Origin of the sequence: Micromonospora zhanjiangensis, assembly GCF_042650605.1 — a bacterium.
Lineage (GTDB): Bacteria > Actinomycetota > Actinomycetes > Mycobacteriales > Micromonosporaceae > Micromonospora_J > Micromonospora_J zhanjiangensis.
Genome location: NZ_JBHSBN010000010.1, coordinates 93,146 through 107,059 on the forward strand (window position 1 = coordinate 93,146; position 13,914 = coordinate 107,059).

General features: G+C 70.6%; 14 protein-coding genes and 2 tRNA genes. 8 read left to right on the top strand and 8 right to left on the bottom strand.

All coding sequences use genetic code 11. The annotated features are described in order from the left end of the window. Together ACFOX0_RS16610 and ACFOX0_RS16615 are read left to right on the top strand one after the other, a co-directional pair. Complete coding sequence (locus tag ACFOX0_RS16610) at positions 1-732, top strand: YcnI family copper-binding membrane protein (protein ID WP_377546572.1); 732 nt, start codon at positions 1-3, stop codon at positions 730-732. A gap of 163 nt (positions 733-895) precedes the next feature. After that, positions 896-2,293: a hypothetical protein gene (locus tag ACFOX0_RS16615; protein WP_377546576.1), complete on the top strand. Its 1,398-nt coding sequence runs from the start codon at positions 896-898 to the stop codon at positions 2,291-2,293. Here ACFOX0_RS16615 and ACFOX0_RS16620 read toward each other — a convergent pair. Beyond that, a complete protein-coding gene (locus ACFOX0_RS16620) occupies positions 2,282-3,577 on the bottom strand; it encodes a glycosyltransferase family 87 protein (protein ID WP_377546579.1) in 1,296 nt (431 codons plus the stop codon). The two genes, ACFOX0_RS16615 and ACFOX0_RS16620, sit on opposite strands and share 12 nt — an antisense overlap. 68 nt (positions 3,578-3,645) lie before the next feature. Here ACFOX0_RS16620 and orn point away from each other — a divergent pair, with 68 nt between their 5' ends. Both orn and ACFOX0_RS16630 read left to right on the top strand, forming a co-directional pair. Further along, positions 3,646-4,242, top strand: coding sequence for an oligoribonuclease (gene orn, locus ACFOX0_RS16625; protein WP_377546581.1), 597 nt, complete (start codon positions 3,646-3,648; stop codon positions 4,240-4,242). A gap of 162 nt (positions 4,243-4,404) precedes the next feature. Beyond that, positions 4,405-4,480, top strand: a tRNA-His gene (locus tag ACFOX0_RS16630). Positions 4,481-4,545: 65 nt separating this feature from the next. On the opposite strand, the gene ACFOX0_RS16635 is transcribed toward ACFOX0_RS16630, so the two are convergent. Continuing rightward, entirely contained in the window at positions 4,546-5,781 is a 1,236-nt protein-coding gene (locus ACFOX0_RS16635) for a L,D-transpeptidase (RefSeq protein ID WP_377546816.1), read from the bottom strand. A 190-nt stretch (positions 5,782-5,971) separates the two neighbouring features. Next, positions 5,972-7,216 carry a L,D-transpeptidase gene (locus ACFOX0_RS16640; protein ID WP_377546584.1) on the bottom strand — a complete coding sequence of 415 codons (1,245 nt, stop codon included), beginning with the start codon at positions 7,214-7,216 and terminating at the stop codon, positions 5,972-5,974. Positions 7,217-7,404: 188 nt separating this feature from the next. On the opposite strand from ACFOX0_RS16640, the gene ACFOX0_RS16645 reads away from it, so the two are divergent. Together ACFOX0_RS16645 and ACFOX0_RS16650 are read left to right on the top strand one after the other, a co-directional pair. Beyond that, positions 7,405-7,480: transfer RNA gene (locus tag ACFOX0_RS16645), tRNA-Lys, on the top strand. Positions 7,481-7,623: 143 nt separating this feature from the next. Next, positions 7,624-8,205, top strand: a complete 582-nt coding sequence (locus ACFOX0_RS16650; RefSeq protein ID WP_377546586.1) for a hypothetical protein — start codon at positions 7,624-7,626, stop codon at positions 8,203-8,205. A 50-nt stretch (positions 8,206-8,255) separates the two neighbouring features. Here ACFOX0_RS16650 and ACFOX0_RS16655 read toward each other — a convergent pair whose 3' ends face one another. The 5 genes from ACFOX0_RS16655 to ACFOX0_RS16675 form a co-directional block, all read right to left on the bottom strand. Next, complete coding sequence (locus tag ACFOX0_RS16655) at positions 8,256-8,471, bottom strand: ArsR/SmtB family transcription factor (RefSeq protein ID WP_377546818.1); 216 nt, start codon at positions 8,469-8,471, stop codon at positions 8,256-8,258. Positions 8,472-8,780: 309 nt separating this feature from the next. Continuing rightward, positions 8,781-9,722 carry a GlxA family transcriptional regulator gene (locus tag ACFOX0_RS16660; protein WP_377546588.1) on the bottom strand — a complete coding sequence of 314 codons (942 nt, stop codon included), beginning with the start codon at positions 9,720-9,722 and terminating at the stop codon, positions 8,781-8,783. A 17-nt stretch (positions 9,723-9,739) separates the two neighbouring features. Then, positions 9,740-10,174 carry a DUF6010 family protein gene (locus ACFOX0_RS16665; protein WP_377546591.1) on the bottom strand — a complete coding sequence of 145 codons (435 nt, stop codon included), beginning with the start codon at positions 10,172-10,174 and terminating at the stop codon, positions 9,740-9,742. 289 nt (positions 10,175-10,463) lie between these two features. Then, complete coding sequence (locus ACFOX0_RS16670) at positions 10,464-11,039, bottom strand: flavoprotein (protein WP_377546593.1); 576 nt, start codon at positions 11,037-11,039, stop codon at positions 10,464-10,466. Then, positions 11,036-11,248 carry a hypothetical protein gene (locus ACFOX0_RS16675; protein WP_377546596.1) on the bottom strand — a complete coding sequence of 71 codons (213 nt, stop codon included), beginning with the start codon at positions 11,246-11,248 and terminating at the stop codon, positions 11,036-11,038. Before ACFOX0_RS16675 ends, ACFOX0_RS16670 begins: the two co-directional genes overlap by 4 nt. Positions 11,249-11,476: 228 nt before the next feature. Between ACFOX0_RS16675 and ACFOX0_RS16680 the strand changes: the two genes are divergently transcribed. Together ACFOX0_RS16680 and ACFOX0_RS16685 are read left to right on the top strand one after the other, a co-directional pair. Then, on the top strand, positions 11,477-12,838 hold the full coding sequence (locus ACFOX0_RS16680) for a hypothetical protein (RefSeq protein ID WP_377546598.1): 1,362 nt from the start codon (positions 11,477-11,479) through the stop codon (positions 12,836-12,838). 7 nt (positions 12,839-12,845) lie between these two features. Next, complete coding sequence (locus ACFOX0_RS16685; protein WP_377546601.1) at positions 12,846-13,730, top strand: phosphotransferase; 885 nt, start codon at positions 12,846-12,848, stop codon at positions 13,728-13,730. Positions 13,731-13,914 lie beyond the last annotated feature (184 nt).

Below are 13,914 nucleotides of genomic sequence, written 5' to 3' on the forward strand. Positions count from 1 at the left end.
ATGATCCGTCACCGGCGTACCGCGGCGGCCCTGGCACTCGGGGCCGTCGTCCTCGGCGTACTGGGACTGGCCGGGCCGGCGTCCGCGCACGTCACGGTCAACCCGAAGGAGGCCGTCCAGGGCGGCTACGGCCGGTTCGCCTTCCGGGTGCCGAACGAGAGCGACACCGCGTCGACCACCAAGATCGAGGTGACGCTGCCGGAGAACGCGCCGGTGGCCTCGGTCTCCACGATGCCGGTGCCGGGGTGGACGGTGACCGTCGAGAAGCGCAAGCAGGACCCGCCGCTGGACGTACACGGCAGCAAGGTCGCCGAGGTGGCATCCAAGATCACTTGGACCGCGACCGGGGACGCGGCGGTCAAGGCCGGCCAGTTCCAGGAGTTCCCGGTCTCGATGGGGCCGCTGCCCAAGGCCGACAAGATGATCTTCAAGGTGCTTCAGTACTACTCCGACGGCTCCATCGCCCGGTGGATCGAGGAGCCGCAGCCCGGTGGCGAGGAGCCGGAGAAGCCGGCCCCGGTGCTGACCCTGACCGCGGCCGCCGCGCCGTCGGCCGGCGCCTCGGCGGGACCGGAAACGGCCAAGGCCGCCGACGACAAGGACGACGACGGGAACGGCTCGGCCGCCCTGGTCCTGGGGACCATCGGACTGGTCGCCGGCCTCGGCGGGCTGGTGCTCGGCGGACTGGCGTTCGCGCGTACCCGCCGGACCGGGACCCCGCCGGCCGCCTGAGCCCACGGTACGTCCCAGCCCCGACCGACCCGCCGGCGTTCGCCGGCGGGTCGGTTGTTTTGGGCAATCGTCCCTGTTTAGACGTTTTGCCTCGATATGGTCGGCTCGAAGCCGTGACCAGAGGGGGAAGCGCGACATGCGGTTCGTACGGACGATCGCCGGAATGGCACTGTTGACGGTGGGACTGCTGGCCCTGGTGGCCGGCGGTGCACTGTGGACGGTAATGGGGCACCGGGACGCCGCGGGGGCGTTCAGCGGCGCCGTGGAACGGGTCGAGACCCCGGGGTACGCCATCGTCGTACCCGATCTGGACGCCCTGCTGCGCCGGGACGCGGCACTGGCCCGCACGGCCCACGCCCGGATCCGGGTGGCCGTGGACGGCTCGCGCGGGCCGGCCTTCCTCGGCCTCGCGCCGGCCGACGCGGTGGACGGCTACCTGACCGGCCAGCCGTACGCCCGGGTCGACGGCCTGGCCGTCGCCCGCGGCCCGCTGCCGGTACGGCTCACCCAGATCGTCGGCAGCGTGGACACCCCGTCCACCGACGACCGGTCACCAACCGCCACCACCGACGGCCGCTCGCCGACCCCCGGCTCCGACGACAGCACCTCGCAGGAGCGGTCTCCGGACGCCACCTCCGACAACCGGCCACCCGGCGGGTACGACGACCGCTCGCTCGGCGCGTCGTCCATCGATCGCGCGCCCGGGCTGCCCGCGGCTCACCACACCTCCGCCGTCCCCGCTGCCGGTGGTGTGGCCGGCGGGCCGGTTGCCGACCGATTCGTCAGCTCGTCGCGGCGGGTTGCGGTGGCGTCCGGACCGCTGGCGCTGACCAGCCCGGCGGTGCCCGGCGGGCAGTCGTTCTGGATCCGGCAGGGCGAAGGGTGGCTGGACGTCAATCCGGCCGACCTGACCGACCAGCGGCTCAGCCTGGTCGTCATGCGGGCGGACGCCCGACCGGGAGTGGCCGCCGATCTGCGGGTGGAGGCCCGCGCCGGTTGGCTCGACCCGGTCGCCTGGGGCCTGATCGCCGGCGGTCTGCTGCTGGTCGGGCTGGCGGCGGTGCTGCTGATCCGGCCTCGCCTGCCCCGGGAGGTGGTCTTCGTGGTCGAACCCCGCCAGGTGCCGACGCTGGCCGCCCGGCTCGGCGTGATCGCGCTGGACGACATCGGCCGGGTCCCACCCCGTCGACGCTGGCGGTTCGCGCCGGCGGTACCCGCACCGGCGGTTTCGGCGGCCGCGTCGGCTCCGGCGGTGCCCGCCCCACCGCCCACCAAGCCCACACCGACCAAGCCGATCGCGCCGGTGCCCGGTCCACCTCCGACCAAGCCGGCCCGACCAGTGCCTACTCCGCCGCCGAATCGACCGGTACCCGTCGGCCCGGGCAACGGCCCATCGTCAACCCGGGCGGACCAGCCGACCTCGGCGGACCAGCCGACTCCGGCGAGCCAACCGACCCCGGCGGCCCAGCCGGCCCCGAAAAGGCCCCGGCAGGCCCAACCCGACGACGACCGGCCCGAACTGCCCCAGCCCACCGATTCGCGCGGGGGGTCAGTGGGGTAGGGGCGGGGTGGGGTGTCCCGCCGGCGGATCGGGGTCGGGTGCGCTGCGGTCCGGGCGGCGGATCGGCAGGACGACGACGAGCAGCACGGCCAGCAGCACGTACAGGTTGCGGGCCACGAACTCGAACGGATTGTCGGTGCGTTGCGGGATCTTGTCCCAGTCGTGGAAGGAGACCACGCCGTACACGATGGGGGCGTAGACCACGGCGGCGAGTGCCAGTCGGAAGCGGCGTCGGCGGCGGCCGGGGACGGTCGGCGCGCCGGGCCGGCGCAGGCCGGCGTCGACCAGCACCACCAGGGCCGGGACGAACCAGTAGACGTGGTGGGTCCAGGTGATCGGGCTGGCCAGCGCGCCGACCAGGCCGGTCAGCGCCAGCCCGGCCAGCTCGTCGCCGGCCCGGACCGCGCGGGCGGCCCGCCACAGGCCGTAGGCCGCCACCACGACCACCAGCGCGAGCCAGAGCGCCTTGTCGGCGGGGTACGGCACGCTGAACCGGCTGAGCATGCCGAACAGCGACTGGTTGCCGGTGTAGTCGGGCCGGCCCACCCGGTCGGTGATCCAGAGTTCGTGGGTCCAGAACCGCCACGAGTCGCCCGGCGCGACGGCCGCGGCGAGCAGCGTCGCGACCGCGGCCGTGGCGCCGGCCGTGATCGCCGCCCGCCAGCGCCGGGTGACCAGCAGGTAGACGATGAAGATGCCCGGATAGAGCTTGAGCGCCGTCGCCAGCCCGATGCCCACGCCGGACCAGCGCGACCCCTTCGGTACGGCGATCAGCAGATCGGCCAGGACCAGCACCACCAGCAGCATGTTGATCTGCCCGAAGGTGATCGTCTCGCGGGTGCTCTCCAGGGCGAAGACCAACGGCACGGACACCCCGAGGGCCAGCCAGTGCGGGATCCCTCGCCGGTCGGCCACCGGCTTTACCAGCCACCAGGTGGTCACCAGCAGCGCGGCCATGGTGAACGCGGTGAAAATCGTCACGGTCGCGCCCAACGGCAGGGCGGCGAACGGACGCAGCAGCAGCGCGGTCAGCGGCGGATAGGTGAAGTACAGGGCGCCCTGCAACCGGTCCGGCTGGACGTAGTCGTAGAGCGGATGACCGTCGGCCCACCAGTGCATGGCCCGCATGTAGATGTGCAGGTCGTAGAAGTTGTGCGGGTTACCCAGGACGTACAGCAGCGGCACCAGGACGACGAGAACGGCCGCGGCGATGAGTCCGCGCCGGGTCCGCTGCCGGGAGACGTCCGCGGTGACGGTGGATGGGGCGACGGGATCGGCACGCACGGTGGAAACCCTAGCGGTCCGATCTGTCCGCTGTGCTGAGGCGCGGGTTGCTGGGCTGCGCGTAGTCTGTGCCCGTGGCTGATCTTCTTGTCTGGATCGATTGTGAGATGACCGGCCTCGATCTGGGCAGGGACGCGCTGATCGAGGTCGCGGCGTTGGTGACGGACCGTGACCTCAACGTGCTCGGCGAGGGCGTGGACGTGGTGGTGCACGCCGACGACGACGTGCTGTCCGGGATGCCGGAGATCGTCCGGGCGATGCACGAGCGGTCCGGGCTGACCGAGGAGGCGAGAAACTCCACCGTCTCGCTGGCCGAGGCCGAGGACCGCGTCCTGGAGTACGTGACCAGCCACGTCAAGGATCCGAAGACCGCTCCGCTGTGCGGCAACTCGATCGCCACCGACCGGGGGTTCCTGGCCCGGGACATGCCCCGCCTGGACGAGCACCTGCACTACCGCATGATCGACGTGTCGTCGATCAAGGAGCTGTGCCGCCGCTGGTACCCCCGGGTCTATTTCGGGCAGCCGGCGAAGGGCCTGGCCCACCGGGCGCTCGCCGACATCCGGGAGAGCATCCGGGAGCTGGAGTACTACCGGCGGACGATCTTCGTACCGCTGCCCGGACCGGACGTGGAGACGGCCAAGGGCATCGCGTCCCAGCTCTGACCCGGATGGGCCGGGCGGCCCGGGTGGGCGGCCGGGCCGCCGGAGGCGGCGGACGCCCCGGTTCGGTCGATGCCGGAACCCGGTCGACGGACCGGGTGGGGGTGTGGCTATCATTGGTCGGCGCACTGCCCGGGAGGTTGGTTGTCCGGGCGTGGCGGCATGGTGGCTGTAGCTCAGTTGGCAGAGCACCGGGTTGTGGTCCCGGGTGTCGTGGGTTCAAATCCCATCAGTCACCCCAGCAACGCGAAAGGGCCGGTCAGGATCTCCTGACCGGCCCTTTCGCCGTGCCCTCGTCGCCCCGGGTCAGTTCACCGGCAGGGCGCTGCCCTGGATGTACTCGCTCCAGCTCAGGTTCCAGTCGGTCCAGCCGTTGCCGTTCTTGAGCGGGACCTCGGTGCCCTTCACCGTGACCGGGTCGCCGATCTTGGTGTTGTTGAACAGCCAGGCGGCGTTCTCCAGCGAGACGTTGACGCAGCCGTGCGAGACGTTGCGCCTGCCCTGGTCGCCCACCGACCACGGCGCGGCGTGGATGAACTCGCCGCCCCAGGTCAGCCGCTGGGCGTACTCGATGCCCTTCGCCAGGTACTGGGCGTCCGGGTCCGTCCCTTCGTTCCGGGTGTCGAAGTCCGTCTTCCGGAGCTTCTCCATCACCAACATGGTGCCGTGCGACGACGGAAACTTCGCCCGGCCGAGGCTGACCGGCAGCGTCTTGGCGACCTTGCCGTTGATGGTGACCGTCATCTTCTTGGTGGCGTTGTCGACGGTCATCACCAGCGCGGAACCGGTCTTGATGTCGACCGTGAGGTCGTTGCTGCCGAACCAGCCGTCGCCCATCGGCAGGCCCTTGGTCCTCAGCTTGTAGACGATGTCGCTGTTGGCCTTCCAGTACGTCTTCGGCCGGTAGTGCACCTCGGTCGGGCTGATCCAGCGCCAGGCACCCTCCTGCTGGGGGGTGCTCTTGACGCTCATCCGGCGCTGCACGTCGTCCCGGTAACTCTCCGGGACGGCCCGACCGAACTTCACGATCAGCGGCATCCCCACGCCGACCGTCTGACCGTCGCCGAGGAAGCTGCTGACCTGGAGCAGCTTGCCCGGCTTCGCCATCGTGGTGAAGTTGTTGCTCACCGTTGCCGGGCGCCCGTCGTCACCGGTCGCGGTCACGGTCGCGGTGTACGTCGTGCCCCAGTCCAGGGCCGAGTCGGGCTGCCAGGTCTTGCCGTCCGAGCTGAGCTTGCCCTTGACCACCTTGCCGTTGGCGTCCTTGAGTTCGAACTTGGAGTCGACGGCTTCCTGCGTGGTGAAGGCGATGTCCGTGGAGGCCGGCACGTCCTTCGCGTCCGCCGCCGGGGCGGTGATGGTCGCGGACGCCTTCGGCGGCGGTGCCTCCGGCGAGGAGCCGCCCTTCCAACTGCCGGCGTTGCCCCCGCCGCCCTTGGAACACGCCGCAGACGTCAGGGCCAGTCCAAACGCGAGCACTGCGGCTGTCAACACGCGGGCCGCGCGCGGTCCACCGGCGCGCTGCTGTTGCCCTTTTCGGATTCCCATGATCCCCTCACAGTCCTGATCCCCGCGACTATCGTGCCCTAAACGCGCACAGACGCCAGCCCCGGCTGGCCACCGGGCGTGGAACCAGCCGAACGGTTAGACCGACTTATTGCTATTGATGTGGTCTTGTCCCAACCGCTGTTTCACTCGCTGTCGGCGTACGGACACCGCCCGGCACGGTGGATCAGTTGGCCGTGGTGGCGCCCGCCCCGGCCAGCTCGGCCGGTACGGGTATCGCACTACCCCGAACGAACTCGGCCCATGACATGTTCCAGGCCGTCCAGCCGTTGCCCGGGTCCAACCGGACATCCGTGCCGCTCACCGTCACCGGGTCGCCGATCTTGGTCCGGTCGAACAGCCACTTGGCGTTGCCGGTCGACACGTTCACACAGCCGTGCGAGACGTTGCGCTTGCCCTGGTCGCTCACCGACCACGGCGCGGCGTGGATGAACTCGCCGCCCCAGGTCAGCCGCTGGGCGTACTGGACGTCGGTGACGTACCGGTTGGCCGGGTCCGGCGCGTCGCGGGTGTCGAAGACGGTCTGCGCCTTCTTCTCCATCACCACCATGGTCCCGCTGGACGACGGCGTGCTCTTCTTGCCCAGGCTGACCGGCATGGTCTTGACCAGGGCGTTGTTCGCGTACACCGACATCTGCTTGGTGGCGTTGTCCACCTTCATCTCGAGCCGCTCGCCGATCTTGGCCTTGGCCTTCCAGTCCTGGTTGCCGTACCGGCCGTTGCTCAGCGGGATCCCCTCCAGCCCGATCCGGACGCTGAGGGTGGTGCCCGGCTTCCAGTACTCCGGGGCCCGGTAGTACGCCTGGGTGCCGCTGGCGATCCAGTGCCAGGTGCCCGGCTGCGGCGGGTTGGTCTCGACGAACATCCGCTTCTGCACCGCGGCCCGGTCCTTGGCCGGGATGCCCGGGGTGAACTCCGCCACCACCGGCATCGCCACCCCGTACGTGGCGCCGTCGAACATGTAGAGGCCGGACCCGATCTCCCGCGAGGGCTGGGACATCGTGCTGAACGTGGTCGTCTGCTTCGTCGTCTCACCGGTCGGACCGGTGGCGGTGACCGTGGCGGTGTAGGTCTTCCCGTACTTCAGCGGACTGGCCGGCACCCAGGACGTACCGTCCTCGCGGAGCGAACCGCCCACCCGGCCGCCGCCGGCGACGGCCAGCGCGACGTCGGTGACCTTGCCGTTGGCCACGGTGGTGCCGATCTCGGTGCTGACCGGCAGCTTCTTCGCGCCGGTGGCCGGCGTCACCGCCAGCGTGACCGGCAGCTTCGCCTCGACCGCGACCGGCTCCTTCCGGGTGGAGACCAGGTCGGACCGGCCCGCCGACCCGCAGCCGGTCAGCCCCAGCGCGGCGACGGCCGCCACCGCGACCACCCTCGCCCAGCCCCGGGCCCCCGTGACCTTCCTCATGCGCACCTCGGTTCACTCGCGTTCTTGTCACCATCGTGCCCCATGCGGGCGCGCCGTCCACACCCCGGACAAAGTTCATGCCGGATTTCATCCGTTTTTCACAGCGGGATGGCGGGTCGTTCGACCCCCGGGGAACCCGTTGGAGTGGGGTGCTGAGGGCGTGTTAGAGTTTCCCCCGTTGTCAGCGAGCGCCGCTAGCTCAACTGGCAGAGCAGCGGACTCTTAATCCGCGGGTTCGGGGTTCGAGTCCCTGGCGGCGCACCAACGAGCAAGGCCCTGACCAGGCAGATCCCTGCCGAGTCGGGGCCTTTTCTCATACGCGCGGTGGTCGCCCTGACCGCCCTCACGGGCGTGGGCGTGCGGCGGCTCCGGTCTGGGAGCATTCACCCGTGTCCACAACTGCACCGATGACGTACACACGACTGGGCGGGATCCTCCACGAGATCGGCATGACGTCCGAGGAGACGGTGCGCAGCGTCGTCGAGGACTCCGGCGGCCACGTGGATCTGCACCTGAGCCAGTATGAGGCGGCGCTCGCCCTCGAGGAGTTCGGCGTGGCGGTCTCCATCCACGCCGAGGGCATCGGTTCGATTCACGACGGCTACTGCTTCCTGCTGGAGCGGGCCGCGAAGGTGGCCGGCGATCGGGCCGTCATCGGCAACGTCCGGATCGTCGAGGTCGAGGGCGACCTCGAGGACGGCCGCCACGACAGGTTGGAGTTCGAACGGGACGGTCGGCCTGTGACGATCTCCGCCGAGCATTACGCGGAGGACTACTACGACCCGGCAGCGGCCTGTGCGGCCATCGCCGAGACGGCCCATCCGGACGACCCCCGCTGCTGGTACGACATCCGCTTCGAGCGCGAGCCGCGCCGGATCTACGACAGCGTCATGGTCCTCGCCGCACCGCAACAGATGCGGGCACTGTGCGAGCGGGTCGGCTTCGCCGCTTCGGCCATCCCGGGTTCGACCTCGCGCGGCTGTTCGTAGCAGTCCCGGCCGAGCAGCGGGCGGGTGGTGCGCGACGGTGGGACACCGCGCTAACGGAGCGCGGCTTCGCCGAGCGGCGTCCGTCGATAGCGGATCTCGTGTCGGTGGCGTTGTCCGGTGACGAACCCGGCATCACGCAGCACCGACAGATGCCCCGACACCGTGCCGGCGGCCAGCGCGTGGCGGTGGGCCAGCGTCGTCGTGCTGGCCGGCTCGTCGAGGTCGAGGAGCAGCGCCGCCCGGGTTTTTCCGATCAGCCGGCCCAGCGCCGCGTGCCGGTCGGTGGAAAGGGGCTGCTAGAGCGTTCCGAGCCCCCGCGCCGGATAGATCACCGTCGGCTGCCACGGCCGGTCCACGATGACGACGACCTGGTCCCACTCCCATGCCCGCCGCACGGTGGAGACCAGCGTCCGGAGAACGCGGGCCGGGTCGCCCAGCAGGAGTCGTCCGGTCGCCGACTCGGCCGCCCCGGGGTGTCCGCCAGCGATCGGCGCACCTCTGCGCGCACCCGGGCGTGGTCGCTGGCCGCGACAGCCGCGAGGAGTGCGGCGACCGTGCCGCCAGCCGACCCGTGGTCACGCGCTACGGAAGCTACGCCGATACGCCTGCGGGCTGGTGCCGGTGATCCGCTTGAAGTGATCTCGGAAGGCGGTGGTGGAGGCGAAACCGACCCGCGTCGCCACCAGGTCGACCGAATGGGCCGTGGTCTCCAGGAGGTGCTGCGCCCGGTGGACGCGGACCCGGTGCAGCCACCGCAGCGGGGTGGTGCCGGTCTGGTCGCGGAAGCGCCGGTTCAGCGTGCGGGTGCTCACGCCGGCGTGGCGCGCGATGTCGGCGAGGGTCAGCTCACGCCCGGTGTTGTCGCGCATCCAGGCCAGCAGTGGCTCCAGGGTCGCCCCCTCGGGGGCCGGTGGTTCGTGCGTGATGAACTGCGCCTGTCCGCCCGCGCGTTCCAGTGGCATGACGGACAGCCTCGCCGCGTCGGCGGCGACGGCGGCGCCGTGGTCGCGGCGGATCAGGTGCAGGCACAGGTCGAGCCCGGCGGCGGCGCCGGCGGAGGTCAGGAACTGGCCGTTGTCCACGTAGAGCACGTTGGGGTCGACCTGGATCCGCGGATGTCGGGCGGCGAGCCGGTCGGTGGCGAGCCAGTGTGTGGTGGCGCGGCGTCCGTCGAGCAGGCCGGTGGCGGCGAGGGTGAACGCGCCGCCGCAGATCGAGGCGATCCGAGCGCCGTTCGCGGCGGCGGCGCGCAGCGCGTCGATGACCGCCGGGGGCGTCGCGGCGGCGGGGTCGGAGACACCCGGCACGACGACGGTGTCGGCGTCGGCGAGGGCGTCCAGGCCCCACGGCACCGCGATGCTGAACGCGCCCGTGGTGACCGTGGGCGTGGCGGCGCAGACGAGAACGCGGTAGCCGGCGCGCCCGTCGGGCAGGCGGGTGCGGTGGAAAATCTCCATCGGGGTGGCCAGGTCGAACGGGACGACGCTGTCGAGGGCGAGTACGGCCACGGTGTGCATGGCGGAAATTCAACCAGTCAGGACCGTGCGGTGACCCGGGAGCGCGGATCGGCCGCCCGCCGAGCGACCCGGTCGTACAGGTCTTTGACCGACAGACCACCGGTCAAGCACCAGAGCGCGATGACCGGATCGCAGAGCGCGCAGCCGAAGGACGAGTCGTGCAGCGACGGGATGATCGGGGTGCCGCGTCGGTGATGCATGACGTCCCAGAGGGTGTGCAGGAGCCATCCGACGCCGATGAAGGTGTACGAGGTGAGCCCGGCGTAGCCCACCACCAGCAGCAGCGCGCAGAAGGCCAGTTCCCACAGCCCGAACCCACCACCGCTGATGTAGGCGGCCCCGGCGCCGGTGACCACGAGCGCGTTCAGCCTTCGCCGGTGCGGCTCCGGCACGAGGGAGTTGAGCCCGACGTAGACCATCCCGATCACCACGGGCATGACATAGCGAAGCACGATCCAGCCCTTTTCCGTTCCCGTTGAAGCGTGTCGGGAAGGAGCCTAGGAAGGCCGGCCGTCGGGGACGAGAGGCGAAAATGCCATGGTCCGCCGGATTCTCGCCACCGGCCGTCCTCGTCGACGCCACCGCACCGTGAGTCGCCCGCCGTGCTGCCGGCGTCCGGGACGTACACCCTGGTGGTGGACTTGCCCGGAGCCGCGACCGGGCAGGTCACGCCGGCGCTGCCGTGAGGCCGCCGCTGCCTTTCCGAGCCGGTACGCGGGGGTGCTGACGTCCCGGCAGCGGTCATTGCTGGCCGGCGGCCGACACCCGGACTTCATGGGCACATTTGGCCGCCACCTCGAAGGCATTCGCCCAGGGAAACACCCGTTGTCGTTCGTCGCCGCCTCCGGGCGGATGCGGTTCCCACTGCTCCTCGGGGCCGAGCAGGACGCGTACGCCCTCGTGGCGGAGGCTGGCCACGGCGCGGCGGAACGGCAGACGGCCGGCGAGGGCGGCGTTGACGAACGGGACGATGACGGTTGGAACCTGCCGTCCGATCAGTTCGGCGACCGAGGTCATGGCGTAGTTGTCGGCCAGGCCGAGCGCGATCTTGTTGATCGAGTTGTACGTCGCGGGGGCGACGATCAGGGCGTCGGCGGCGGGGAGCGAGCGGCGGGCACCGGGCGAGGACCGGTACGTCGACCGGACCGGCTGACCGGTCAGGCTCTCGATCGTCTCCGGTTCGATGAAGTTCATCGCGTTCGGCGTGGCCGTGACCGCCGCCGTCCAGGCACGGTCGTGCGCGGCGCGGACCAACTGGGTCACATCGGCGGCGGGACCCGCACCGCAGACGACGATCTGGAGATGGTCGCCGGTCATAGACCGTCACCTGGCTCCCGGTGCTCGGCGAAGGCGGTCACGTCCATCCGCAGGGCATCCAGCAGCGCGTTCGCGTCCCGGCCGGTCCAGTGCTTGTCGTGGTAGATCGCGTCGAGGTGGGTGAGTGGCGCGTCGAGGAGTTGCGCGAGCTGGCGGTCGAGGGCGGATTTGGCGCGGTTACCGCAGCCGGTGATGGCAATTCGGTGCATGACTCCACGTTAGGGGGCCGAGCGAGCGAATCCCGGCGGAGGACGCTTCCTGGCGCCCGGACCTGTGTTTGATTCCTTGCTGGAACAATGTGAGTGGCCATCGTGGGTCTTCCGAGGCAGGCTGCATGCCCCGACCCCGTTGTGAACGCCCGCCGATTCGAGCAGCGCTTGACTTGGTGTGATGGTGTGGATGCGCTGTGCTGACAGCTGGTCGTCGTCCGATCGGGGGTGATCGTGGCCGCGCAGGTGGATCCTGAGTGGTGGGGTTCGGGGGTCTGGAACGGCCGGCCGATCGGTGAGTTCCTGCGTCGGCGCGATGTCACAGCGGTTTTCCGCTTCCTCCACTCCAGGGGCGTGTCATACGGCCGCATCGCTGCTCTCGTTGGCGTCTCGCCCAACCGCGCTGCTGAGGTCGCCAAGGGCGTCCGGCAGGTCACGGCCTACGAGGTGCTGGAACGCATCGCGGTCGGGCTGAACATTCCGCGTCCGGCCATGGGACTCGGCCGTGACGAGGATGCCCATATGGGCGACCACGAACGCACATCCGCCGAGGGCGGAGTGGACCGACCATCGGCCGACGCCGGCAGCAGCGTGGAGGCCGGCGATCTGGCGAGGCTCCGGCTGGGATTGGACGAGGCACTGGCGTCGGCGAGCGTCGCTCCGGGACAGCTTGAACTGATCGAGGAGTCCGCCGGTGAGCAGATGAGGGTATACCCCTCCGCTTCGCCCCGGGTGATGTTGTCACTGTTGGCCGGTGACTGCCGGGAGGTTCAGGTGCTGTCGCGGAGGCGACAGCCGGCGGCGGTCCAGGCTCGGTTGTCCGGGGTGGCGGCGCTGCTGGCGACGATGTGCGCCGATGCGTTGATGCGGCTCGGAGAGGTGACCGAGGCCCGGCGGTGGTACGGCACGGCGATCCATGCCGCGGACGACAGTGGGCAGGCCCAGTTGCGGGTGCTGGTGCGGGCCCAGGCGGCGATGCTGCCGTACTACTTCGGGGATCCGTACCGGACCGTCGCTCTGACCGAGGCGGCTCTGGCGATCACGTCGTTCGCGTCGTCCTCGGGTGCCCTGGCGGCGGCTGGCCGAGCGCGTGCCCTGGCCCGGATCGGTGCCACCGATCAGGCGCGGTCGGCCATCGGTCAGGCACGCCGGCTGTTCGACCGGGCCGGTGACGAGGACACCGACGTGGCGTTCAGGTTTCCGGCGAAGCGGCTGCTGTTCTACCTTTCCGGGGCGTACACCTGGCTCGGCGACATGACCGGCGCGTACCGGTTCCAGGACGAGGCGCTGCGGCTGTACGGGGCGGCGCCGGCCGTACCGATCGACGTCGCGCTCATCGCTTTGGACAGGTCGATGTGCCTCGCGCGGGACCGGCGGGTGACCGAAGCGGCGGCAACCGCACGCGAGGCCGTCGCGGACCTGCCCGAGGCGCAGCGGACGGAGATCATCCTGACCCGGGCCACCGACGTGGTTGCGGCGATTCCCGGCGGAAACCCCCACGGTGAGGTGACCGCGTTGACGGACTACGTACGGGCGTGCCGCGAGTGCGCCCGTAGGCTGGGGACGACAGCCGCACTCGGTCCGTGGTAGGAGCCCCATGTTCGTCGAGGCGCGCACCCGCCCGGTGCTCGCCGAGGTGTGTCGTCGTCTCGGTTACCCCGACTCGGACGCGGTCCTGCTCCGGCATCACACCAACGCCGTCTACGCAGTTCGTGACGTGGTGATCAAGATCGCTCCTGGCGATCTCGATCTGGAACGGGTGCGCGAGATGGTGGCCGTGGTCGACTGGCTGGTGGCCCGAGGCTTTCCCACGGTGGGGCTTCATCCTGGCCTGGTCCAGCCATTGCACGTGAGCGGTCACGCCGTCACGGTCTGGCAGCGTCTGGATCCGGCGCACGACGATCCGGTCACCGTCTCCGAACTCGGAACGCTGCTGCGGAACCTGCACGCCCTGCCCGTTCCGCCGGTGCGGCTGCCGCTACTGCGACCGATCCACGGCATCGAAAGGTCCGTCGCCCGCTCGGAGATCCTGAACGGAAAAGAGCGGGATCTCCTGTTGGGCCGGCTCACGGCGCTGGCGGACGGCTGGGAGACGATGCGGTTTCCCCACGGTACGAGCGTGATCCAGTCAGATCCGCAGATCCGCAACGCGCTCCGGCGCTTCGACGGCGCCCCCGTGCTGGCCGACTGGGACGGTGCCGCTCTCGGGGCCCGGGAGTGGGACCTCGCAACGGTCGCTGTCCATTGCCGCCGTTTCGACCCTCCCGGCCCGAGTGCATTCGCCCACTTCAGCGCCGCCTACGGCTGGGATGCCACCTCCTGGCCGAAGTTCGAGGAAATCTGCCAGCTTCGCGAACTGCAGATGATCGCGACCAACGCCCGCAAGTCCCGGCCCGGAACTGACGCCGCCGACGAGGTGCGTCACCGGATCGCCGGCCTCGCCGAGGACGGCGCGGAACTCCGCCGCTGGCGAATCCTCTGAGCGCAGGTTGATAGGGCCGGGCATCTCCGTCCACTCCGCATTCGCCCAGGTGGGACACGGTGAGGACCGAGAGCCGCGCCCGTCTCGGGTGCATCGCGAAGGTCGTTCGGGACGATGCCCGGTGCATGCGGGCGCCGTCCGTCTCCTTCGGCGCGATCCGGGTCGCGCTCTACGCGGAGCGCCC

Bases quoted from the DNA above. Each gene is read 5' to 3' on its own strand.
- ACFOX0_RS16660 (WP_377546588.1), bottom strand. From the start codon at position 9,722: ATGCACACCGTGGCCGTACTCGCCCTCGACAGCGTCGTCCCGTTCGAC.
- ACFOX0_RS16675 (WP_377546596.1), bottom strand. From the start codon at position 11,248: ATGCACCGAATTGCCATCACCGGCTGCGGTAACCGCGCCAAATCCGCC.
- ACFOX0_RS16650 (WP_377546586.1), top strand. From the start codon at position 7,624: ATGACGTACACACGACTGGGCGGGATCCTCCACGAGATCGGCATGACG.
- ACFOX0_RS16640 (WP_377546584.1), bottom strand. From the start codon at position 7,216: ATGAGGAAGGTCACGGGGGCCCGGGGCTGGGCGAGGGTGGTCGCGGTG.
- ACFOX0_RS16610 (WP_377546572.1), top strand. From the start codon at position 1: ATGATCCGTCACCGGCGTACCGCGGCGGCCCTGGCACTCGGGGCCGTC.
- ACFOX0_RS16615 (WP_377546576.1), top strand. From the start codon at position 896: ATGGCACTGTTGACGGTGGGACTGCTGGCCCTGGTGGCCGGCGGTGCA.
- ACFOX0_RS16670 (WP_377546593.1), bottom strand. From the start codon at position 11,039: ATGACCGGCGACCATCTCCAGATCGTCGTCTGCGGTGCGGGTCCCGCC.
- ACFOX0_RS16685 (WP_377546601.1), top strand. From the start codon at position 12,846: ATGTTCGTCGAGGCGCGCACCCGCCCGGTGCTCGCCGAGGTGTGTCGT.